A 22,913-nucleotide genomic window follows, 5' to 3' on the forward strand; every position below is an offset into this window, starting at 1 on the left:
TCATGAAGTATCCGGAGCTTTCGGCTATTTGGGTGGCGAAACTTTGCTTAGTTGTTGTGTTGTAACGATAAAACTTGGTTTGATGCGGAAAACGCAGTAAATGCCGTGTTTTTATGGGAATTGTTGACCTTAATCTCGTCCGATTCTTTGTGATGAAGCCTGCGGATTGATCTTTGTTCACTTATTGTTCATATTTATCCTATGAGCACAAAAGATAAGTCTTGCAGTTATGTGCCGGGGCAAATGTTGGCACGCGGTGTGGCACGGCATTTACGCAGCTATGATTTTGTGAGCGTGTTGGAGCTGGTACCTGCATCAGGTTTGCGCGTCGATGTTATGGCGCTGGGGCCAAAGGGCGAGATATGGATCGTTGAATGTAAATCCAGCCGCGCAGATTTCATGTGCGACAAAAAATGGCGGGGGTATCTTGCTTATTGCGACCGGTATTTCTGGGCGGTTGATACCGAATTCCAGACGGATCTGTTGCCAGAGAGCTCCGGGGTAATCATCGCAGATGGATACGGCGCAGAAATTATCCGTATGGGGCCAGAGGCAAAGCTGGCGCCAGCGCGCCGCAAGCTCATGGTTCAGAAATTTGCGCGCCACGCCGCCACGCGGGCGCAGGCGGCGCAAGATCCGGGATTTACTAGCGCGTTTTGATTGCGCGGGCTGCAATGACGGCGGCGCGAATTTCTTCGGCAATCTCTTCGGCTTCTTCGGGTTCAAAATCCATTGGGATCTCTGTGCCGCCAGCCTCGATAAAGATACGTACCATTCCGTGGTCGGTTGGCCCGATTTGCATATTCGCTTCGATGTCGCGTTCGCTGTTAATGCCCATGATCTTTCCCTTATTGCTGAGGTTTCCTACAAGGGGGCGGGCGCTATTGGCAAGGGTGTCGTGCAACGGATCGCTTTGTTGCGGGTTTTCTGAACGAGGGTCTTGCATTCGTGTGCACCTGCCGCTAAATCACGCGCAATGCCGCCTTAGCTCAGTTGGTTAGAGCACTGGTTTGTGGAACCAGGGGTCCCCCGTTCAAGCCGGGGAGGCGGTACCACTCTCAAATTCTGTAGTATTTGATGTAAATAGACGGTCAAATTTGACCTCACCTATATCTACGTCCCGAAGATTGAAAACCAGACTTTCGAGAAGAATGCAGCGAATGGCAGCTATGAGCCCATTCGGACAGAAATAGATACCCAGAATACTCGACGAGTTCCTCTTGTTTTGCGCCCTGAAATTCTTGCATGGTAGCGGCATCGCCAAATAATGAGGTTATGAGTGCCCATCAATGTTTTCGCCAACTTCGAGGAGGCCGCACCCTCTCAGGAGAAACCCAAATCTGTAGCGTGGCTTTGCGATGATGACTGGGAATTACCCCCCCCAACTCTTTGAATTTGAACGTTGGCTTGAGAAAGACGGAAAGAACCTTCCGAAGGGAAGCTACATTGCTGATATCGGTTTCAGCCTAAGACCAGACGCGAGTGGTGGCGGAGGCACCCTGTCTGTCTCAGCGATGCAAACACTCGTAATGGTCGGGATGGAAGTATGGTTTTCTGAGTATGCTAAGTAGCGGAAAACCTTAAGGGGTGCCGTTGTCGCTTTGTCCGCGAAGCGGCCATCGGCGGTACTTTTGATATCCCGATCTGGATGCAAGTGCAGCGAATGGCAGCAAAGAGCCCAATGTACGTGATGCTGCGGTTAGCATGGACGGCGGCTTTGGCGGATTGCGCTGCGGTCGCAGCATGGTGTTCCGAAAAGGGCTAGACTTGGCCGTGGGAGCGTTCCGGAAGGAGTAAAGGCCGCCACCGCAACGGCCAAACCGTTTCATTCAGACTTCACAAATGGGCGCACCCTATCGTTCGGCGGTGACGCTCGCCATTTTGATGCCCGCAAAGATAAGTGCTGCCCCGGCCGTTCTGTTGATCAGACCGACGATCCAGACGCGCAGGTCGCCATTGGCAAGCGTGCCCCCAAGCTTCGCATAGCCTGAGTAAATCACAAACTGCATCGCAGCCCCCGTCAGCCCCATGATGATCATCTGCGGCGCAATCGGTGCGGCGGTGTCGAGGAACTGCGGCAGGATGGCCGCGAAGAATAGAAGCACCTTGGGATTGGCAAACTCCACGACAAAGCCTTGCGAAAAAAGAGCCTTCCGGGACCTCACCTTGCCCTTCCGCGCGACCGAGAACCCACCCGAGCGGCTGAGCAAAGCGGTTAAGCCAAGATAGACAAGGTAGGCGACGCCAACCCACTTAATAATTTGGAAGATAAGGTTGGACGCGAGGATGAGAGCGGCCAGCCCCGTCGCCGACATAACGAAGTAAATCGCCGTTGCGGCCATCATCCCGAACATCTGGAAAACCGTCATGCGCCAGCCGCTCGTCGCGCCTTGCGACGCCACGAGGATCGCGGACGGACCGGGCGACGCGATCATGACGGCCTGTGTCGTCGCGAAGATCAAGAATGCCTGAAGTTCCATCGCATCGTCCCTTTACTGCGTGAGAACAACAAAGGAGGCTTCCATCCCAGGAGTCAACCGATCAAGACAGTTCCGCTAGGTATGGCCGTGGGAAACGGACCTTCATGCGTAGCGCAGCGAAATGGCGCATCATCCGCTACTTTCGCCTCCAGCGCAGGTAACGCCAATGTCCGGTCTCGGTCACATTGCGCGACGTCCTATATTTGAACGCCGCCCAGCACACTTGCTATTTGTTGGCCAATCCCGCAAACCCCGGAACCTAATCCGCCAGCACCTTTGGCACCCGAATTCTTTGCGAAAGCCGACTTGCTATGTCTGATGTGATTTCCTTTGTGATCCAAGCGGCCCCACCGCCGCGGTTGGACAAGGCTTTGGGCCGTGATGTGCCAGATGATGCGTCGCTCAGCCGGTCGCGCTTGGCCAGGTTGATTGCAGAAGGCGCGATCACTGTTGATGGTGCCGTGATCACAGACCCGCGCCACCGCGTCGCTGAGGGTGCGCAAATCGCGGTCACGGTCGAAGTTGCCCAAGAAAGCCATATCGTGGGTGAAGATATCCCGCTTGAAGTCGTATTCGAAGATGATGATCTGATCGTCGTGAATAAACCGTCAGGCATGGTTGTGCATCCGGCGCCCGGCACACCGGGCGGTACATTGGTCAATGCGTTAATCCATCATTGCGGTGACAGCCTGTCGGGTGTTGGCGGGATGAAGCGCCCCGGCGTTGTGCACCGGATCGATAAAGAAACCACCGGGTTGTTGGTTGCGGCTAAATCTGACCGCGCGCACCATCATTTGGCCGCGCAGTTTGCGGCTCACACAGTTGAACGCCGTTATCTGGCAATATGTTACGGTGTGCCTGACGCCAATGATCCACGCCTGCGCGGCATCAAAGGCACCTCGTTCGAGCCGGGAAATATCCTGAAGGTGCAAACATTTTTGGGGCGTCATAAAACGGACCGCCAGCGTCAGGCCGTGTCATTTACTACCGGGCGGCATGCGGTCACGCGTTCGCGGATTGTGCAACCCTTGGGGATGCCGCCCTGTGCCGCCTTGATAGAATGCTGGCTAGAAACGGGGCGTACCCATCAGATCAGGGTGCATCTGGCGCATTGTGGGCATTCGTTGATCGGTGACCCAGTCTATGGGGGGCGGCGCAAATTGTCACCAAAGGCCGTCGGAGAGCAGGGTGTTACAGCGGTGTCTGCGTTCTCGCGGCAGGCGTTGCACGCAGCGACCTTGGGTTTTACCCATCCGGTTACCGAAGAATTCATGGAATTTGAGGCTGATTTGCCCGCTGACATGCGTGGCTTGCTGCGCGATTTGGGTGGGGAGGGTTGAAATATTCGATCCCATGTGCGTGAGCGCACGGTATTTCCCCTCGCACTGACGTTCTGAGCGGTTCATATTAAAGCTACAGAAAATGGATAAGTAGACTTGAAACGTCGTATTAGCGTAACCATATCCATGTTAAGCCTTTAAACATAGGAGGGCACGACAGTGAGCAACTATAAGAATTTACCAGCACCAACCCCAGAGGGTGGTCTGAACCGTTATATGCAAGATATCCGCAAGTTCCCGATGCTGGAACCTGAGGAAGAATACATGCTGGCCAAGCGCTGGGTGGATCATGAAGATACCGACGCGGCACATAAGATGGTCACATCGCACCTGCGGCTCGCCGCAAAAATCGCGATGGGCTACCGGGGCTACGGGCTTCCGCAGGCCGAAGTGATCTCGGAAGCGAACGTGGGCTTGATGCAGGCTGTGAAACGCTTCGATCCTGAAAAAGGGTTCCGTCTGGCGACCTATGCCATGTGGTGGATCCGTGCATCGATCCAAGAATACATCCTGCGGTCTTGGTCGCTGGTGAAACTTGGCACGACCTCGGCGCAGAAAAAACTGTTCTTTAACCTGCGCAAGGCCAAGAATCGGATCGGTGCGCTGGAAGAGGGCGATTTGCGCCCTGAAAACGTGGCCCGCATCGCCAATGATCTTGGCGTGACCGAAACCGAAGTGATTTCGATGAATCGCCGGATGTCTGGCGGTGATGCGTCACTCAACGCGCAAGTCGGCTCTGACGGTGAAGGCACGATGCAATGGCAGGACTGGCTTGAGGATGAGAGTGCGAATACTGCTGGCGATTACGAAGAGCACGATGAAATGGACGTGCGCCGCGCGCTTTTGGCTGAAGCCATGGACGTTTTGAACGACCGTGAAAAAGACATTCTCGTGCAGCGCCGCCTTTCTGATGAAACCGTCACGCTTGAAGATTTGAGCGGCCAATACAACGTGAGCCGTGAACGCATTCGCCAAATTGAAGTGCGCGCCTTTGAAAAACTGCAAGAAAAGATGCAGGAATTGGCCAAAGAAAAGGGCATGTTGACTCCGGCTGCGTAATTGGCCGCTCAAACACCCACGCTTAAACCCGTCAGAATAAGTCTGGCGGGTTTATTGTTTTCGCTGCGCATCATGTTTCCCTTTGTTAGATATTAGCGCTAACATCCGGCCAAAACAGGGGAAGAGACATGACACCATTGCGTTGGGGCGTATTGGGCGCTGCGAATTTTGCATTAAACCATATGGCACCGGCTATTCACGCAGCGCGTGGGGCTGAATTTGCTGCGCTGGCCACATCGAACCCCGATAAGGCCACACCGTTCCAAGCCTTCGCGCCGGGGCTTCGTGTGCATCATGACTATGATGCTTTGCTTGCTGACCCAGCGATTGATGCGGTCTATATCCCACTGCCCAATCACCTGCATGTGGAATGGGCGATCAAGGCGTTGGAGGCGGGTAAACATGTGTTGTGCGAAAAACCCATCGCTCTGCACGATGCCGATTTCGATGCGTTGATTACCACGCGCGATCAATCCGGAAAGCTCGCGGCAGAGGCATTTATGATCGTGCATCACCCGCAGTTCGCGCGCGCACGCGCATTGGTGCAGGGTGGCGCGATCGGCGCATTGAAACATGTCGATGCGGTATTTTCATATTTCAACGATGACGCAGACAATATCCGAAATCAGGCAAAAGCTGGCGGCGGGGGGCTGCGCGATATCGGCGTGTATACGTTTGGTGCCGCGCGCTATGTCACCGGTGCAGAGCCCGAGGCCGTGCCATATGCGAAATTAGCGCTTGAAAACGATGTTGATGTTTTCGCTCAAGTGGCCGCTGATTTTCCGGGTTTTACCTATTCCGCGGTGGTTTCGATGCGCATGTTTAATCGTCAAAACATCACGTTCCACGGGGACGCAGGTGTGTTGCAGTTGACCTGCCCATTTAACGCAAATGTCTTTGATCAAGCGACCCTAAAGCTGGAAACGGATGCCGGCACTGTGACCACCGAACGCTTTGCTGGGGTGAACCAATATGTGTCGCAGGTCGAAAATTTCTGCAAAGCGGCACAATCAGGCAGTAATTATCTGTGCCCTCTTGAATTTTCGCGCGGAACGCAAAAGATGGTGGATATGGTTTTCGCCGCTGGCGAAAGATAGGAGATCGGCATGGCCGAAGAAAACAACACCGAAGCCGAATCTGACTTTGAAAGCCTATGGATGCGCTTGATCCACATGGTGATCATCGCGGTGATGATGAGCATGGCCAGCACCTTGCTGGGGCTGCTGACTGTCGCGCAGTTCATCATCATGGCAATGAAAAAACGTGAACCGAATGATCAGCTTGCTGAGATTGGCACGACGATGGGTGTCTGGATGGCCAAAGCTGCCCGTTATCAAGTTGCGGCCAGTGAAGTGAAGCCGTGGCCATGGACTGAACTTGACTAGGCGGGTTTTGCGCGGCGTTCTCGCTGCGGCCAGTTTGGTTTCGCTGTTGGGGTGCGCGCATCCTTACAGCATAACCGTATCTCCCGGAGAGCAGGGATCGACCACGCGGACAGTATTCGTTGCGACCCAACAAAGGGTCACAAACGCGAAGGAAGAGGAGTACGCCGACCGTACCGCAGCGTTACACTACGCACAGGTTGATGTGGCGATTCCGCCCAATCACAGGGTTGGCCATATCGAACATATCTACGATCCAACCCGTGGGTTTACGATGGAGAGCTATCGCCCCCAAGCGCGCGATGGATTTGTCGATGCGCTTGCCGCCGGACCGGGTGACGAAATCGTCATCTATGTCCACGGGTATAATACAACCACGACTGAGGCAGTGTTCCGGTTTGCGCAGATGGGGCATGATTTCGCGTTCAACAATACGCAGGCGCTCTTTTCATGGGATTCGGCGGGCGTGGCTGCGGGATATGTTTACGACCGTGACAGCGTGCTGTTTGCGCGCGATGATTTTGCTGATTTTCTAAAGGCGATTTCAGCAGGCTCTGATAAATCGATAACGATTGTTGCGCATTCTTTGGGGGCGCATTTAACAATGGAGACGATGCGCCAGCTTGCAATTGCACGAAATACCCGCGTGCTTGATGACATCGGGGCGGTGGTGTTGCTTTCTCCTGACATTGATCCAGACATCTTCCGCAGGCAAGTCGGGGTGATTGGGGATCGCGAAAGCCCCTATATTATTTTGACCAATAGCTCTGATCAGGCGCTCGCGCTGTCGTCGCTGTTGATTGGTGGGCGTTCCAAAGTCGGGCAATTGGGCGTCTCTGACGATATTGCGGAATTGGGCACCGTAATTATCGACTTAACGAGCATGAGCTCACTTGCGCATATGGGGCATATGGTGGCGGTCACTGCACCCAGTGCTATCGGCCTCTTGCGTCAACTTGGTGAAGCTGGTGGGCTGGCCGGTAGCGGGCTTGTCTTAGATTAATTTGGGGAATGCCGAAAAGACGGCGCAAATGCGCTTTGCTCTCTTGCGCGGGCCCTGCCGCACGGGGCAATGTCACAACGAATATTGAAGTGAGGCATCGATGATTCCAGTTCAGGGCTACGCAAATAAAACTCTTGCCGTTTTGGGATTGGGACGATCCGGCCGTGCGGCGGCAGCCGCGCTTATGGCGGGTGACGCAGATGTGGTGGTTTGGGACGACAGCGTTCCTGCGCGCGAAAGCGCGCAAGAGGCCGGGCTTGAAATTCGTGATTTGACCAAGGCGGGCGCATTTGACGGGATTGCCAAGCTAATCGTCAGCCCCGGCATTCCGCATCTCTATCCGCATCCAAATGCAGCGATTGCGGCCGCATGGGACGCCGCTGTGCCTGTCGACAATGATATCGGGTTGTTTTTTCAGTCCTTTGCAACCTCCGAGTGGGATAATTTTGATGTGGCCCCGCGTATTGTTGCGGTCACCGGGTCGAATGGTAAATCCACGACATCGGCCTTGATCCATCATATTTTGGTTGAAAACGGGCGCCCTGCGCAATTGGCAGGGAACATCGGGCGTGGGGTGCTTGATATCGACCCCGCGCATGATGGCGAAGTTGTCGTGCTGGAACTGTCTTCCTATCAAACTGACCTTGCACGATCATTGACCCCGGATGTCGCTGTGTTCACAAACCTGTCGCCTGATCATTTGGATCGACACGCGGGGCTGGGCGGATATTTCGCAGCCAAGCGTCGCCTTTTTGCGGAAGGCGGGCCAGACCGCGCGATTATCGGCGTGGACGAACCCGAAGGCCGCTATCTGGCCAATCAGCTGATCGAAGGCGCCGGTGATGACCGTGTGATCCAGATTTCTTCCGGCCGCAAACTGTCCCAAGGCTGGTGTGTTTTCGCGCGAAAAGGGTTTTTGGCTGAAATGCGTAAGGGCCGTCAGGTTGGCGCAATCGATCTGCGCGATATTGCCGGGCTGCCGGGCGCGCATAACCATCAAAACTCCTGCGCGGCCTATGCCGTGTGTCGCAGTCTTGGGCTTGGTCCCAAAGGGATCGAAGCCGCAATGCGCAGCTATCCAGGTCTGCCGCACCGTTCGCAATTGGTCGCGGATCATAACGGTGTACGCTACGTGAACGACAGTAAGGCAACCAACGTCGATAGCGCGGCTAAGGCGTTGCAAGCTTTCACAAATATCCGTTGGATTTGCGGTGGGCTGCAAAAAGAAGGTGGTTTGGGGGCTGTGCTGCCGCATCTAAACAACGTCGCCAAAGCCTATGTGATCGGGCGCGAGGCCGCTGATTTTGCGCGCCAGCTAGAAGGCGCCTCGACACAGGTGGTCCGCACGATGGAAGCTGCGGTCGCACAGGCTGTCAAAGATGCGCAGCCGGGCGACGTGGTTTTGCTGGCCCCTGCGGCGGCCTCGTTCGATCAATACGACAGTTTTGAGAAACGCGGTGACGATTTTATTGCCTGTGTGAACGCAGCGATAACGTAAGGTGGATCAAGATCCACCCTACGTGTTGGCGATGGCTTGCCCTGCGGCCCAACCTGATGACCACGCCCATTGGAAATTATAGCCGCCTAGCCAGCCTGTGACGTCAACGCACTCGCCAATAAAATAGAGACCCGGAACCGATTTCGCACCCATCGTTTTGGACGAGAGCGCATCTGTATCAACGCCCCCCAATGTGACCTCGGCGGTGCGATACCCTTCGGTGCCCGATGGGGTCAGTATCCACGCAGTGATTTGATCGGTAATTTCTTGCAAGCGGGTGTCGCTTTGATCGGCGATATTGCCTGTCAGTTGCAGATCGGCGCTCAAAAAATCCACCAATCGCGCGGGCAAATATTGCCCCATTACCGTGGTCAGCGCTTTGCGCCCTTGGTTTTGCCGCGCAGCTCTCAAAAAAATTAGCAAACCCTCAGCAGGGTCGAGATTCACATCGATTGTGTTGCCTGCGTTCCAGTAGGAAGACGCTTGTAAAATAGCCGGGCCAGATAGCCCGCGATGGGTGAACAACAATGCCTCGTCGAACGCCGGGCCATGCGCGCTGACCCGTGCGGGCAGGGCGACGCCTGCAAGTGGCTTGAAGCGATCTTCGCCAAAGGTAAACGGCACAAGCCCCGCGCGGGTTTCTACGACAGGAAGGTCAAACTGCGCGGCGATTTGATAGGCAAAACCTGTTGCCCCCATCTTGGGAATAGACTTACCGCCGCAAGCCACCACGAGGTTCTTTGCAATCACCTCCGTGATCTTCCCTTCGCGCATCAGGGTCGCGCGAAAATTGTGGCCGTCATGGCGAATATTGTCGACAGACGTTTGCAGCCAAAGCTGTGCGCCCGCTTTGTCCATTTCCGACCGTAGCATCGCGACAATGTCCTTGGCTGTATCGTCGCAAAACAACTGCCCCAAGGTCTTTTCATGCCAAGCGATCCGGTAGCTATCGACCAAGGCGATGAAATCCCACTGGGTATAACGCTTCAGCGCGGACTTGCAGAAATGCGGGTTTTGGCTGATGAAATTGGCAGGGCCAGCGTCCATATTCGTGAAATTACAGCGCCCCCCGCCTGAAATGCGAATTTTCTCGCCGGGGGACTTGGCATGATCGACAATCAATGTGCCGGGGCCAGCATGTGCCGCGCACATCATGCCAGCGGCGCCCGCCCCAATGATCAGTGTGTTGATATCCATAAGGTTGATGTGCCGTGGAACGCTGTCGCATGCAAGTGCAGTGCATGTATGCGTCTTCTGGGTTGCGTGATTTTGGGGCTAAGTTATCTTGAGGTTGAAATGAGGCCGTGATTCAACGCTACATACTTAAACAGATATTTTAGGAGAAAAATAATGATTTAAGCAACATCTGATAGCGCAACCATTGATGTTAGCGCCGCGAATAACTGGGGGGCTGGATTCGTTGTAAATGTGACTGTGATTGCAATGCAAACGATCAATGGCTGGGTGTATGAATTCACGTTCGACGGCGATATTACCAGTATCTGGAATGCGCAGATTATCTCTCAGGCTGGGAATACATATACTGTACAGGCTATGGGATATAATGCAAATCTGACTGCAGGAGCCAGCGCAAGCTTTGGTTTTGTCGGTTTGGGCGCGTTTGACAGTATCGCACCGATTTCAATTAATGACGAAATATTCGGCGGTGACGCAGGCCTTTCAAATCTAGCACTGGACGAGATTTCGATTGATGATGTGTCGTTCGACCATGACCAAACGGGTACGATCGTTGCGACCGTAACTTCGAATGGTGCGGCTGATGCGGATGCGTCGACACTTTCTTTGGTCGTTGCCACGTTTCCTGACTTTAACGCGGTTACTGATGTGCTGGAAACGCAAGCCTTGACGGCATTGGCAACGGGAACACAGCAAAACGTTTCGTTTGATCTGGAGGCTGCCGATCTGGATCCTGGCACGTATTGGGTCGCTGTCGTTGCTGATCCCGCGGGTGCATTGGAAGAAGAAAACGAAGCAGATAACCTGACGCAGTGGATTGAAGTTACCGTAAGCGCGCCTCCGGTATTTACCGAAGGCGATGACGTCTGGAACGGGGACGCGATTGGGACTGTCGGGGATATGTTAGCTGGCGATGATATTGCTATTGCCGTTGCGGGCGCGAACGATCAAATCGATGGCGGCGCAGGTATTGATACGTTGGATTTGTCGGGTTTTGACCAAGGTGTCAGCGCGTTGCCTGATGGTACGTCCGTTGTAGTCGGGGCCGCGGGGGCGGACAGTTTTGATTCCGTTTGGACAAATTTTGAGAGCGTCATTGGGTCTAGCGCCGCAGATGTTTTGATGTTCGCAGATACGACAGTGCGTGACATCGATGCGGGCGGAGGTGACGATCTGGTGCTCGGGTCTTCGGGGAATGATACGATAGACGCAGGCAGCGGCAACGATCAGATTTCGGGCTGGGCTGGCGACGATGTGATTACCACTGGAACAGGGCAGGATGTTATTTTCCTTGTCGAAGCTGACGAAGGCCATGACACAGTGACGGATTTTGATGTTACGATGGACCTTTTGTATCTCAATACGCAGGGTGATCTCGGTTACGATCCGTTTGATGCCATGGTGCAGACCGCTGATGGGGTTTTGTTGACGCAGTCAAACACCGCAAGCGTTTTGTTATCTGGGGTTTCGTTGGACGACTTAAGCGCGGACAATTTCATTTTGGATCCCTACTATGGGGATATAATGGCGGGGTAATTCCGCAAAAACAGGTGGTTACATAGATGCACAGCCCTACTTGAAGCCATCAGTGGGGCTGTCAACAATTTCAGTAGAATCATACGCAAATGCTGGTTATGCTGCGCTTAGACCCGGAAAACGGGCGGTTGAGGCAGTAAGGCGGTGATCCATGACAGAAATGGTCTATGGGGCGGTCCCGGTACAATCCGGCGATCCGGTGATCCCACGGTGGTGGCGAACAATTGATAAATGGACCTTGTCGTGCATTTTGATCCTTTTTGGGGTTGGTTTGTTGCTTGGGCTTGCGTCGTCGCCGCCGTTGGCCGCGAAAAACGGGCTTGATCCGTTTCACTACGTGACCCGGCAGGCCATTTTTGGCGGTGCTGCGATGGTGGTGATGTTCACCGTGTCGATGATGTCGCCAACGCTGGTGCGGCGTTTGGCGGTGATCGGTTTTCTTTGCGCCTTTGCCGCACTGGCAATGCTGCCCGTTTTGGGGACTGATTTCGGGAAAGGCGCGACGCGGTGGTATTCGCTTGGTTTTGCCTCGGTGCAGCCCTCTGAATTTCTGAAACCCGGCTTTATTGTCATGTCCGCATGGTTGCTGGCTGCGTCACAACAGTTGGGTGGCCCTCCGGGGAAACTTTATTCTTTTGTGCTGACCGTTGTGATCGTGCTGATCCTCGCGATGCAGCCCGATTTTGGCCAAGCCTGTCTGATCCTGTTTTCATGGGGCGTGATGTATTTCGTGGCTGGCGCGCCGATGTTGTTGCTAATGGTGCTTGCTGGGCTCGTCGTCTTGGGCGGGATGGTTGCCTATAATAGTTCCGAACACTTTGCACGTCGCATTGACGGCTTTCTTTCGGCCGATCTTGATCCGACAACGCAGCTTGGCTACGCAACAAACGCGATTCGAGAAGGTGGGTTTTTTGGTGTCGGTGTCGGCGAAGGCCAAGTGAAATGGTCGCTGCCAGACGCGCATACGGATTTCATCATTGCTGTTGCCGCTGAAGAATATGGCCTGATCTGTGTGCTGGTGATCATCGCGCTTTATAGCGTGATTGTTGTCCGTTCCCTACTACGTTTGATGAAGGAACGCGATCCGTTCATTCGCCTCGCCGGCACAGGATTGGCTTGCGTGTTCGGCGTACAGGCAATGATCAACATGGGGGTTGCTGTGCGTCTGTTGCCAGCAAAGGGTATGACGTTGCCGTTTGTGTCTTACGGCGGATCATCGCTGATTGCAGGGGGCATTACGGTGGGAATGTTACTTGCATTTACCCGCGTGCGCCCGCAAGGCGAGATGGAAGATATTTTGCGGCGTAGGGCAGACAGATGACGACATCACCACTGATGATTATTGCGGCAGGCGGCACCGGCGGGCACATGTTCCCGGCGCAGGCATTGGCAGAGGCTATGTTGGAAAAGGGCTGGCGTGTCCGCCTATCAACGGATGCGCGCGGCGCGCGATATACCAGTGGCTTCCCTGACGCAGTCGAAGTCAACGTCGTCGGCAGCGCCACATTCGCGCGCGGTGGTATCCTTGCTAAACTTGCCGTGCCGTTTCGGATTTTAGGCGGCATTGCCGCAGCTAAATGGCGCATGCTGCGCGACCGCCCCGCGGTTGTCGTCGGTTTTGGTGGCTATCCGACGATCCCAGCCATGGCGGCTGCTTGGGTCTTGCGCGTTCCGCGGATGATCCACGAACAAAACGGTGTTTTGGGACGGGTAAATCAACTGTTCGCCAAGCGTGTGAATAAAGTGGCCTGTGGCACTTGGCCAACCGCGCTGCCCAAAGGCGTGACCGGCGAGCATACAGGTAATCCTGTGCGCGCGGCCGTTTTGGAGCGTGCCGCTGCGCCTTATATTCCGCCGGGCGATTACCCAATGTCGATTGTTGTGTTGGGTGGCAGCCAAGGCGCGCGGATCATGTCAGATTTTGTGCCGCCTGCGATTTCTGCACTGCCCGAACATATCCGCCGCAACGTGCGTGTCAGCCATCAGGCCCGCGCTGAAGACTTGGACCGCGTCACAAAATACTATGCGGACGAAGTGATCAGCGCCGATGTCGAGACGTTTTTTTCAGATGTACCCGACCGCATGGCGCAAGCGCAGTTGGTCATTTCACGATCAGGCGCGTCGACGGTTGCAGATGTCAGCATAATTGGACGTCCCGCAATTTGGGTCCCCTACGCTGGTGCAATCCGGGACGAACAAACTGCGAATGCTGCCCAGTTGGTTGAAAGCGGTGCTGCCGTGATCATGACTGAAGCAGAATTTGAGGTCGCGCCGCTGACCGCGATGATTGAAAAACTGCTGACAGACGAAGCGGGCGCGTTGCAGATGTCGCGCGCGGCCATTGCCTGCAGCGTTCCTGATGCGACCGACCGTTTGGTTGCTCTTGTCGAAGAACTGGCCGGCCCGGCCCAAAAATAAGATGGAAGATATGCGATGAACGCTGCTGCAACAAAACTGCCGTTGGATATTGGACCGATTCACTTTGTTGGGATCGGTGGCATTGGTATGTCGGGTATTGCCGAAGTGCTTATGGATCATGGCTATGCGGTGCAAGGTTCCGACCTAAAGGCGTCAAAGATCACCGACCGATTGAAATCTTTGGGGGCCACCATTTTTGAAGGGCAACGCGCTGAGAACCTAGATGGTGCGGCTGTGGTGGTGATTTCATCCGCGATTAAACCCGGTAATCCAGAATTAGACATGGCCCGCGCCCAAGGTCTGCCAGTCGTGCGCCGCGCAGAAATGCTGGCGGAATTGATGCGGCTCAAATCCAATATCGCCGTCGCGGGCACGCATGGCAAAACCACCACAACAACGATGGTCGCCGCTTTGCTAGACGAAGGCGGGATCGACCCAACCGTGATCAACGGCGGGATTATCCATGCGTACGGGTCCAATGCGCGCATGGGGCAGGGCGAATGGATGGTGGTCGAGGCCGATGAAAGCGACGGCACTTTTAACCGTCTGCCCGCGACTATTGCGATTGTCACCAATATTGACCCCGAACATATGGAACATTGGGGGACCGAAGAAGCGCTGCACAAAGGCTTTGACGATTTCGTGTCAAATATTCCGTTTTATGGGCTGGCTGTTTGCTGCACCGATGATCCCGATGTGCAAGCCTTGGTGGGGCGGATCACAGACCGTCGCGTGACGACATTTGGGTTTAACGCCCAAGCAGATGTGCGCGCGATCAACCTGACCTATGTGGCAGGCGTGGCGCATTTTGACATCGCGCTGCAAGACGAAGGCACGACGATTGAGGGCTGTGAATTACCCATGCCCGGCGACCACAATGTGTCGAATGCGCTTTCCGCTGTGGCTGTGGCCCGGCACCTTGGGATGAAACGCGACGAAATTCGCGCGGCTCTCAAAGGGTTCAAAGGCGTGAACCGCCGCTTTACTAAAGTTGGTGAAGTGGGCGGCGTGACTATCATCGATGATTACGGCCACCACCCGGTTGAAATCGCTGCCGTGCTTAAGGCTGCACGCCAAGCGACAGAGGGCCGCGTGATTGCAGTACATCAACCGCACCGTTTTAGCCGCCTATCGCATCACTTTGATGATTTTTGCGCCTGCTTTAACGACGCCGATGTCGTTGGGATTTCCGATATCTTCTCGGCGGGCGAAGACCCAATTCCGGGTGCGAGCCGCGATGATCTTGTTGCAGGTTTAATCCGTCATGGTCACCGTGATGCGCGCAGTGTGACATCCGAAGATGATCTTGAAAAACTGGTGCGTGAAACCGCAAAACCGGGCGATATGGTTGTTTGTCTTGGGGCAGGGACGATCAGCGCTTGGGCCAACCGCTTGCCTTCACGGCTTGCCGCAAAATGATGTCGCTGCTTGCAGCCGCGCTTTGGGTTGTTTTGGCATTTGTGATGCAGTCGATCCCGTCGAACGACAATCATTGGCGGCGGGCTTATGTGCTGATGGCCATCGGGTTGCCAATTTTGATTTGGGTCGTGGTTGCGAATGGCGCATGGATCGGGCTTGCCGTCTTTACCTTGGGTGCATCTGTTTTTCGCTGGCCGCTCTATTATCTTTACCGTTGGGTGCGTGACAAATTGCGTACACGAAAGGACCTCTGATGCATGATCTTCCACAGGTGCGGGGCACGTTGACCGCAAATCGCGTATTGGCTGATCTCACTTGGATGCGTGTGGGTGGTCCGGCGGATGTGCTGTTCCAGCCTGCGGATTTGGATGACCTGTGTGCGTTTCTTGCCGCGCTGCCCGCCGACGTACCTGTCTTTCCCATGGGCGTCGGGAGTAATCTGATCGTGCGCGACGGCGGCATTCGCGGCGTGGTGATCCGGTTGGGGCGCGGGTTCAATGGCATTGATGCTAGCGGTGAATATGTGGTCGCGGGCGCGGCGGCCCTGGATGCGCATGTCGCCCGCAAGACGGCACAAGCTGGGCGCGATTTGACCTTCTTGCGCACAATACCGGGCACAATCGGCGGGGCTGTGCGGATGAACGCGGGCTGCTATGGAGCCTATGTCGCGGATGTTTTGATCGCAGTGAAAATCGTAACGCGCGCGGGCGAGGTTAAGGAACTACCCACCGCCGCGCTGCAATTGGCTTACCGTCAAAGCAATTTACCCGAGGGGGCAATTATTGTCGGCGCACGGTTTGCAGCCCCAAAGGCAGCCCCCGAAGAGTTGGCGCAACGCATGGTGGATCAGCTTGCTAAACGTGACGAAACGCAACCCACGAAAGACCGTACCGCCGGATCGACATTCCGCAACCCGGCAGGGTTTTCATCCACGGGGCGTGCCGATGATGTGCATGATCTCAAGGCATGGAAGGTCATTGATGAGGCCGGGATGCGCGGTGCTACGCTTGGCGGCGCTGTGATGAATGTGAAACACTCCAACTTTTTAACAAATGCGGGTGGGGCCACAGCCGCCGATCTTGAGGATTTGGGTGAGTTGGTGCGGAAAAAGGTTTACGATTCGCAAGCGATTAGACTAGAGTGGGAAATTATGCGGGTTGGCGAACGTACAGGCAGCGATCCCGCGGAATAATGGGCCAAAAAATGGCTTGATCCAAAATGGGTCACAAAATGACGGGTCACAAAGATCCGCAAAAAGGTGGTTGGGTATGTCGAGCAGGGCAAACCCGGAAGATGTTGGAATTTTTGATCCTTCGATGACAGCGCAGGCAAGCGCTTCGTCGATCATCATGGATTCGCAGACAGGTTTTCGGGGCGAACAGTGCAAAGTTATTTTGACTGATGACGGCCCGTCGGCCGCGTCTTCGGGCGTTTGGGTGTTAGAGGTTGCGTCATGCGAGGTTTGATCCGACGCCCGGCCCATGCCGCGCCGCATGATCCGGCCCCATCTAAGCTGGGCTATCGTTACCAACGATTGCTGTTGACGCCGGGGTTTCGTGCGACGGTGCGTATCGGGGTGCCAATCGCGCTGATCGCGACAATCCTTGGCACGCATTTTTCTAACGCAGCAAACCGGGCTGCGGTTGCGGCGCAGATTGAAACGGCCATTCAGCAATTTCAGGACCGCCCACAGTTTATGGTCAAAGCGATGACCATTACAGGTGCCGATCAAGCGACAATGACGGATGTTATCGGGTTGCTGCCCAGCGATTATCCGGTGTCCTCGTTTGATGTGGATCTCGAACAAACCCGCCTTGCGATTGAAAGCTTGGCCCCTGTGAAATCCGCAAGCGTCCGCGTCGGCGCTGCTGGCACGCTTGAGGTGCGGTTGACGCCGCGTGTGCCTTCGGCGCTTTGGCGCGATGGGGCGACCTTGCGGTTGATCGACGCAGAGGGCGTGGATTCTGGCTTTGTGACTTCGCGGTCAGATCGGCTTGATCTGCCGTTGATCGCAGGCGACGGGGCAGAACAACATATCCAAGAAGCGCTTGCGCTTTACGCGGCTGCCGGGCCGCTCGGCCCGCGTGTGCGTGGCCTGGTGCGTATGGGTGAACGCCGTTGGGACATCGTGTTGGACCGCGAACAACGCATCCTTTTACCCGGCGAGGGGGCTGTTGCCGCGCTTGACCGGGTCGTGGCGCTGAACGCAGCCCAAGACATGTTGGACCGCGATGTCACGGTTGTGGATATGCGCAATGCAGACCGCCCCACCTTGCGGATGAATGAAGAGGCCGTCGCGGCGATGCGCCGCGTGAATGAAACAGTATCGACAAACGGGGCAGGCAACTAATGGGCGACCTATACGACAACCAACGCGCGATGCGTCAAATGCGCAAAGCCGCAATGCAGCGCGGCGTCGTGGCGATTTTGGACGTGGGCACATCAAAGATTGCCTGTCTGGTGCTGCGTTTTGACGGGCCAGAACAGTTTCGCAATGTCGACGGCGTGGGTTCAATGGCCGGGCAATCGCAGTTTCGGGTGATTGGCGCGGCGACCACACGGTCGCGCGGTGTCCGCTTTGGCGAAATCGACGCAATGCAAGAAACCGAACGCGCTATTCGCACCGTCGTTCAGGCTGCGCAAAAGATGGCCAAGGTCCGTGTGGATCACGTAATCGCGTCGCTTTCGGGGGGACGGCCGCGATCTTACGGTTTGGATGGTGCGCTCGATGTGTCGGGCGGTGCTGTGACAGAACAAGATATCAGTCAGGTGATGGCCAACTGCGATGTGCCCGACTACGGCGCTGATCGCGAAGTACTGCATGCGCAGCCCGTGAATTTTACACTTGATAACCGGTCTGGTCTTGCCGACCCGCGTGGGCAAATTGGGCACCAGTTGACCACGGATATGCATATGCTGACGGTTGATACGGCGACATTGCAAAATCTGTTCTATTGCATCAAGCGATGCGATCTTGAACTGGCGGGGCTCGCGTCTTCGGCATATGTTTCGGGGATGTCATCGCTGGTAGAGGATGAGCAAGAATTGGGCGCGGCCTGTATTGATCTGGGTGGCGGGTCGACCAGCATTTCCGTCTTTATGAAAAAACACATGATCTATGCGGATTCCGTGCGCATGGGCGGCGACCATATTACCTCTGATATTTCGATGGGGCTGCAAATCCCTGCTGCGACGGCTGAGCGGATTAAAACTTTTTACGGCGGTGTCGTCGCGACGGGAATGGATGACCGCGAAATGATCGAGACGGATGGCGAAACCGGCGATTGGGAACATGATCGCCGCACCGTTAGCCGGGCTGAATTGATCGGGATCATGCGCCCACGCGTGGAAGAAATTCTTGAAGAAGTCCGCGCGCGCCTTGATGCTGCCGGGTTTGAGCATCTGTCGAGCCAGCAGATCGTGTTGACGGGCGGGGGGAGCCAGATTCCGGGCCTTGATGGGTTGGCCAGTAAAATTCTAGGTCAGCAGGTCCGGCTCGGGCGTCCATTACGGGTGCAAGGTCTGCCACAAGCCGCGATTGGTCCCGCATTTTCAAGCGCAGTTGGGCTGTCGCTGTTTGCGTCCAACCCGCAAGATGAATGGTGGGATTTCGAAATTCCGGCGGATCGCTACCCGGCGCGTTCGCTCAAACGGGCTGTTAAATGGTTTAAAGACAACTGGTAATGCGCAACATTTTGCCGATTGCGCGAAATCAAGCGGGTGTCGATCAATTTTTGTCCAGATTTGGTGGTAATTTTGTGTTTTTCCCGTGACCTTTCGGCATCACCTCGTTAGGATGGACGTAATAAGCAGTCAGGCGCCCGGTGGGACGGGCTCATAAAAACAGGCGGATCGAGCAATGACATTGAACCTTTCCCTTCCGGGACACGAAGAACTGAAACCACGGATCACCGTATTTGGTGTGGGTGGCGCGGGCGGCAACGCTGTAAACAACATGATTGAACAGGCGCTTGAGGGTGTCGAATTTGTTGTTGCAAACACGGATGCGCAAGCGCTGCAGCAATCACGCTCTGAACAGAAAATCCAGATGGGTCTGAAAGTGACCGAAGGTTTGGGTGCGGGCGCGCGCGCAACTGTTGGGGCCGCTGCCGCCGAAGAAAGCATTGAACAAATCGTTGACCACCTTGCTGGGGCGCACATGTGCTTCATTACGGCAGGTATGGGCGGCGGCACCGGGACAGGTGCAGCCCCGATCATCGCACAAGCAGCCCGTGAATTGGGCGTCCTGACTGTTGGTGTTGTGACCAAGCCGTTCCAATTCGAAGGCGGTAAACGCATGAAGCAAGCTGACGCAGGCATTGAAGCCCTGCAAAAGGTTGTGGATACGCTGATCATCATTCCAAACCAGAACCTGTTCCGCCTGGCCAATGAAAACACCACATTCACCGAAGCTTTCTCGCTAGCAGATGATGTTCTGTATCAAGGTGTTAAAGGTGTGACTGACCTGATGGTGCGTCCCGGTCTGATCAACCTCGACTTTGCGGATGTCCGCGCTGTCATGGATGAAATGGGCAAGGCGATGATGGGCACCGGCGAGGCCGAAGGCGAAAACCGCGCGATCCAAGCGGCAGAAAAAGCCATCGCGAACCCGCTGCTTGACGAAATCAGCCTCGAAGGCGCGAAGGGCGTTCTGATCAACATCACTGGCTCGCACGACCTGACATTGTTCGAATTGGACGAAGCGGCCAACAAAATTCGCGAAAAAGTCGATCCAGAAGCGAACATCATTGTTGGTTCTACGCTGGATACAGCAATGGAAGGCAAAATGCGTGTTTCCGTGGTTGCAACAGGTATCGATGCCGTCATGAGCAACGCCGATACGCCGCTGCCACGTCGCAGCATGGCCGCACCTTTGGCACAGCCCGAAGTTGCCCCTGCACCTGTGCAAGAACCTGCACCGGTTGCTGTTGCACCGACACCGGCGCCAGCACCTGTGCAAGAACCAGCGGCTCAGATGGCTGCACCGGCGCCGCAGCCACAAGCACAAGAACGGACGCTGTTCCAAGACTTGGATATGCCAGCGGCTGCTGCACCGCAGCCTGCGCCTGTACAACCAACTGTTGCAGCTGCAGACGATCTGCCGCCGCCTGCCTACACACCACGTGTGGAACCGACTGTGACAGAAGCGGATAGTTTTGTCGCGCCACGTGCGCCGGGAACTCCGTCGCCCGAAGCATTGGCACGTTTGCAAGCAGCAGTCAGCCGTGCGCCTGGTCATCAGGCCGCGCCGGCGCAGCCACAAGCGCAAGCCCCTGCCGTCGAAGAAGCTGAAAAACCGCGGTTCGGCATCAATTCTTTGATCAACCGGATGACCGGTGCGCAGGCTGAAGCCTCTGCTGCGCAGCCAACACGTGCGCAACCTCAGGTCACGCCGTTGCACCAAGAACCCGAAGCGAACGAAGACCAAGACCGCATCGAAATCCCTGCGTTCTTGCGTCGTCAGGCAAACTAAGCCTTCTGGTGACGCCGCGTTAATACTTTGAGAAGGTCGCCCCGGGGCGACCTTTTTCCTTTTACGACAATGCCCTAGCTGGATCGTCATAATTTTGCCATGTGATGTTTCATACCGTTGTAAAGAGTGAGTTGAGCCGCGCACCCCTTGGTATTAGGAATGTTAACAACACCGTAACTATCAAAGGCGCCCTTAAGCCGTGCAAACCACATTGAAAACAAAAACGGCCTTTGAAGGCACTGGGCTGCATTCAGGTGCGCCTGTTTCAGTTGTTTTGCATCCGGCTCCTGCAAATTCGGGTATTGTTTTCCGCCGTGTTGATTTGTCTGACTTGCCGCAGCTTGCTGCAAAATGGGACGGAGTCATTGTATCGCCATTGAATACCCGTTTGGTGAATACGGATGGTGTGACCGTGTCGACAATTGAACACCTGATGGCCGCACTTTCCGGCTGTGGTGTTCACAATGTGCTTATCGATATCGACGGTCCCGAAGTGCCGATCTTGGATGGCAGCGCGGTGACCTTTGTCCGTGGCATTGTAAAGACCGGCCTGACACGGCTGACTGCACCGCTGCGCGCGATTGAAATTCTCAAAGATCTGTCCGTCACAGACGGCGCCGCTTTTGCACAATTGTCGCCTGCAACGTCGCTGCAAATCGATTTTGCGATTGATTTTGCGGATGCTGCGATCGGCAAACAGCATAAAACACTGAATATGGCGAATGGCACATTCGTGCGCGAGCTGTGTGATAGCCGGACATTTTGCCGCTCTGCGGATGTGGATGCAATGCGTGCCAATGGGCTGGCGCTTGGTGGGTCGATGGAAAATGCGGTGGTTGTTGACGGGGCCGATGTGTTGACACCCGGCGGGTTGCGCCACGCTGATGAAGCTGTGCGCCATAAAATGCTGGATGCCTTGGGTGATCTTTACACGGCAGGTGCGCCGATCTTGGGGCGCTATACTGGAACGCGCGCAGGGCATGCGATGACGAACCGCCTTTTACATGCATTATTTGCGGATTCGAGCGCATGGCGCTGGGTCAATTGTGATGCAAAAATCGCCGCGCGTTTGCCCGGTGTCGGGGTGAGCATGGCCGATCTTCACGCTGTTGCGTAAAGCCGCGACGCACAGTTGATCACCGGGTGCTCAAAAGGCATTTTGCACCAGATTTTTCTATGCTAGACCGATCCCTAACAATTGGTGCGTGCCTTACACGCGCCGTCAGTAATGAGGTCGCTCGATGTCAGTCAGCTTGAACACATTCCGCATGCGGACAACGCAGGTTGGCGCCGCAATGGCTTTTGCGCTTTTGTCCGCCTGCGGCGCGGGTAATCCAACTGCCCCGCTGGATGAAATGACCGCTGATCAGATTTTTGCGCGCGGCGAACAGCAGTTGGCGCGGGGTGATCAAGATGATGCCGCCTTTACATTTGGCGAAATTGAACGGCTATATCCTTATTCTGAATACGCCCAACGCGCGCTGATCATGCAGGCATTCGCCTATCACCGCGATGAAGATTACCAAAACAGCCGTGCATCCGCGCAGCGTTTCTTGGACTTTTACCCAGCCGAACAGGATGCACCTTACGCAGCCTATCTCTTGGCACTGTCTTACTACGACCAGATCGATGATATCGGCCGCGATCAAGGGCTGACGTTCCAGGCCTTGCAGGCTTTGCGGACGGTGATTGAACGCTATCCAGACAGCGAATATGCGCGCTCTGCAGTGTTGAAATTTGATCTTGCCTTTGATCATTTGGCTGCAAAAGAGATGGAAATTGGACGTTACTATCTCAAGCGTGGCCACTATGCGGCGGCGGCGAACCGCTTCCGCACCGTGGTTGAAGATTTCCAAACCACTATTCACACGCCCGAAGCGCTCCACCGTTTGGTCGAATCGTACCTGTCACTTGGGCTCACCGCTGAAGCGCAAAGCGCGGGCGCGATCTTGGGGCATAACTACCGGTCAACCGAATGGTACGAATCAAGCTACGCGTTGCTGACCGGGCAAGGGCTGTCGACCGAAGTGTCCGGCGACAATTGGCTGTCGTCGATTTACCGACAGGTCGTGCGCGGCGAATGGCTGTAATCGGCGCAAGATTCGGGG

The 22,913-nt window shown here is 55.4% G+C and carries 22 protein-coding genes and 1 tRNA gene; 20 read left to right on the forward strand and 3 right to left on the reverse strand.

The features are described from left to right. Nucleotides 1-201: 201 nt before the first annotated feature. Nucleotides 202-660, forward strand: coding sequence for an MmcB family DNA repair protein (locus DS901_RS04390; protein WP_113775699.1), 459 nt, complete (start codon nucleotides 202-204; stop codon nucleotides 658-660). On the opposite strand, the gene DS901_RS04395 is transcribed toward DS901_RS04390, so the two are convergent. Next, entirely contained in the window at nucleotides 647-838 is a 192-nt protein-coding gene (locus DS901_RS04395) for a DUF6324 family protein (RefSeq protein WP_113775813.1), read from the reverse strand. The two genes, DS901_RS04390 and DS901_RS04395, sit on opposite strands and share 14 nt — an antisense overlap. 140 nt (nucleotides 839-978) lie before the next feature. Here DS901_RS04395 and DS901_RS04400 point away from each other — a divergent pair. After that, nucleotides 979-1,055, forward strand: a tRNA-His gene (locus DS901_RS04400). 798 nt (nucleotides 1,056-1,853) lie between these two features. Here the strand turns inward: DS901_RS04400 and DS901_RS04410 are convergent. Next, the gene (locus DS901_RS04410; RefSeq protein WP_113775701.1) at nucleotides 1,854-2,480 is read right to left on the reverse strand and encodes a LysE family translocator; all 627 of its coding nucleotides are present in this window, start codon (nucleotides 2,478-2,480) and stop codon (nucleotides 1,854-1,856) included. A 311-nt stretch (nucleotides 2,481-2,791) separates the two neighbouring features. Here DS901_RS04410 and DS901_RS04415 point away from each other — a divergent pair, with 311 nt between their 5' ends. The 6 genes from DS901_RS04415 (at nucleotide 2,792) to murD (ending at nucleotide 8,762) form a co-directional block, all read left to right on the forward strand. Then, nucleotides 2,792-3,820 (forward strand): RluA family pseudouridine synthase, encoded by a 1,029-nt coding sequence (locus DS901_RS04415; RefSeq protein ID WP_113775702.1) that lies wholly within the window; start codon nucleotides 2,792-2,794, stop codon nucleotides 3,818-3,820. 159 nt (nucleotides 3,821-3,979) lie between these two features. Next, nucleotides 3,980-4,879 carry an RNA polymerase sigma factor RpoH gene (rpoH, locus tag DS901_RS04420; RefSeq protein ID WP_113775703.1) on the forward strand — a complete coding sequence of 300 codons (900 nt, stop codon included), beginning with the start codon at nucleotides 3,980-3,982 and terminating at the stop codon, nucleotides 4,877-4,879. Between the two features lie 128 nt (nucleotides 4,880-5,007). Then, nucleotides 5,008-5,976, forward strand: a complete 969-nt coding sequence (locus DS901_RS04425) for a Gfo/Idh/MocA family protein (RefSeq protein ID WP_113775704.1) — start codon at nucleotides 5,008-5,010, stop codon at nucleotides 5,974-5,976. Between the two features lie 9 nt (nucleotides 5,977-5,985). After that, nucleotides 5,986-6,264 (forward strand): DUF4389 domain-containing protein, encoded by a 279-nt coding sequence (locus DS901_RS04430; RefSeq protein WP_113775705.1) that lies wholly within the window; start codon nucleotides 5,986-5,988, stop codon nucleotides 6,262-6,264. Beyond that, nucleotides 6,257-7,264 carry an alpha/beta hydrolase gene (locus DS901_RS04435; protein WP_147249850.1) on the forward strand — a complete coding sequence of 336 codons (1,008 nt, stop codon included), beginning with the start codon at nucleotides 6,257-6,259 and terminating at the stop codon, nucleotides 7,262-7,264. The genes DS901_RS04430 and DS901_RS04435 overlap by 8 nt, the downstream gene beginning before the upstream one ends. A 100-nt stretch (nucleotides 7,265-7,364) precedes the next feature. Further along, nucleotides 7,365-8,762, forward strand: a complete 1,398-nt coding sequence (gene murD, locus DS901_RS04440; protein WP_113775707.1) for a UDP-N-acetylmuramoyl-L-alanine--D-glutamate ligase — start codon at nucleotides 7,365-7,367, stop codon at nucleotides 8,760-8,762. 18 nt (nucleotides 8,763-8,780) lie between these two features. On the opposite strand, the gene DS901_RS04445 is transcribed toward murD, so the two are convergent. After that, on the reverse strand, nucleotides 8,781-9,959 hold the full coding sequence (locus tag DS901_RS04445; RefSeq protein WP_113775708.1) for an NAD(P)/FAD-dependent oxidoreductase: 1,179 nt from the start codon (nucleotides 9,957-9,959) through the stop codon (nucleotides 8,781-8,783). Between the two features lie 183 nt (nucleotides 9,960-10,142). Between DS901_RS04445 and DS901_RS04450 the strand changes: the two genes are divergently transcribed. The 12 genes from DS901_RS04450 (at nucleotide 10,143) to DS901_RS04505 (ending at nucleotide 22,895) form a co-directional block, all read left to right on the forward strand. Continuing rightward, entirely contained in the window at nucleotides 10,143-11,495 is a 1,353-nt protein-coding gene (locus tag DS901_RS04450) for a cellulose binding domain-containing protein (RefSeq protein ID WP_258546650.1), read from the forward strand. Between the two features lie 151 nt (nucleotides 11,496-11,646). Further along, nucleotides 11,647-12,816, forward strand: a complete 1,170-nt coding sequence (gene ftsW / locus DS901_RS04455) for a putative lipid II flippase FtsW (protein WP_113775710.1) — start codon at nucleotides 11,647-11,649, stop codon at nucleotides 12,814-12,816. After that, nucleotides 12,813-13,913 (forward strand): UDP-N-acetylglucosamine--N-acetylmuramyl-(pentapeptide) pyrophosphoryl-undecaprenol N-acetylglucosamine transferase, encoded by a 1,101-nt coding sequence (locus DS901_RS04460; RefSeq protein ID WP_113775711.1) that lies wholly within the window; start codon nucleotides 12,813-12,815, stop codon nucleotides 13,911-13,913. The genes ftsW and DS901_RS04460 overlap by 4 nt, the downstream gene beginning before the upstream one ends. A 15-nt stretch (nucleotides 13,914-13,928) precedes the next feature. After that, nucleotides 13,929-15,332, forward strand: a complete 1,404-nt coding sequence (gene murC / locus DS901_RS04465) for a UDP-N-acetylmuramate--L-alanine ligase (RefSeq protein ID WP_113775712.1) — start codon at nucleotides 13,929-13,931, stop codon at nucleotides 15,330-15,332. Continuing rightward, nucleotides 15,329-15,586: a DUF2484 family protein gene (locus DS901_RS04470; protein ID WP_113775713.1), complete on the forward strand. Its 258-nt coding sequence runs from the start codon at nucleotides 15,329-15,331 to the stop codon at nucleotides 15,584-15,586. The genes murC and DS901_RS04470 overlap by 4 nt, the downstream gene beginning before the upstream one ends. Then, nucleotides 15,586-16,524, forward strand: a complete 939-nt coding sequence (gene murB / locus DS901_RS04475; RefSeq protein WP_113775714.1) for a UDP-N-acetylmuramate dehydrogenase — start codon at nucleotides 15,586-15,588, stop codon at nucleotides 16,522-16,524. Before DS901_RS04470 ends, murB begins: the two co-directional genes overlap by 1 nt. Before the next feature lie 76 nt (nucleotides 16,525-16,600). Beyond that, nucleotides 16,601-16,798, forward strand: a complete 198-nt coding sequence (locus tag DS901_RS18660; protein WP_113775715.1) for a hypothetical protein — start codon at nucleotides 16,601-16,603, stop codon at nucleotides 16,796-16,798. Continuing rightward, entirely contained in the window at nucleotides 16,786-17,682 is an 897-nt protein-coding gene (locus tag DS901_RS04485) for a cell division protein FtsQ/DivIB (protein ID WP_113775716.1), read from the forward strand. The genes DS901_RS18660 and DS901_RS04485 overlap by 13 nt, the downstream gene beginning before the upstream one ends. Next, nucleotides 17,682-19,016, forward strand: a complete 1,335-nt coding sequence (gene ftsA / locus DS901_RS04490) for a cell division protein FtsA (protein ID WP_113775717.1) — start codon at nucleotides 17,682-17,684, stop codon at nucleotides 19,014-19,016. The genes DS901_RS04485 and ftsA overlap by 1 nt, the downstream gene beginning before the upstream one ends. Nucleotides 19,017-19,191: 175 nt before the next feature. Then, nucleotides 19,192-20,805, forward strand: coding sequence for a cell division protein FtsZ (ftsZ, locus tag DS901_RS04495; protein WP_113775718.1), 1,614 nt, complete (start codon nucleotides 19,192-19,194; stop codon nucleotides 20,803-20,805). 199 nt (nucleotides 20,806-21,004) lie between these two features. Beyond that, nucleotides 21,005-21,922, forward strand: a complete 918-nt coding sequence (gene lpxC, locus DS901_RS04500; protein WP_113775719.1) for a UDP-3-O-acyl-N-acetylglucosamine deacetylase — start codon at nucleotides 21,005-21,007, stop codon at nucleotides 21,920-21,922. Nucleotides 21,923-22,100: 178 nt separating this feature from the next. Next, a complete protein-coding gene (locus DS901_RS04505) occupies nucleotides 22,101-22,895 on the forward strand; it encodes an outer membrane protein assembly factor BamD (RefSeq protein ID WP_258546651.1) in 795 nt (264 codons plus the stop codon). Nucleotides 22,896-22,913 lie beyond the last annotated feature (18 nt).

The sequence above is a fragment of the Loktanella sp. D2R18 genome (assembly GCF_003318235.1).
Lineage (GTDB): Bacteria > Pseudomonadota > Alphaproteobacteria > Rhodobacterales > Rhodobacteraceae > Yoonia.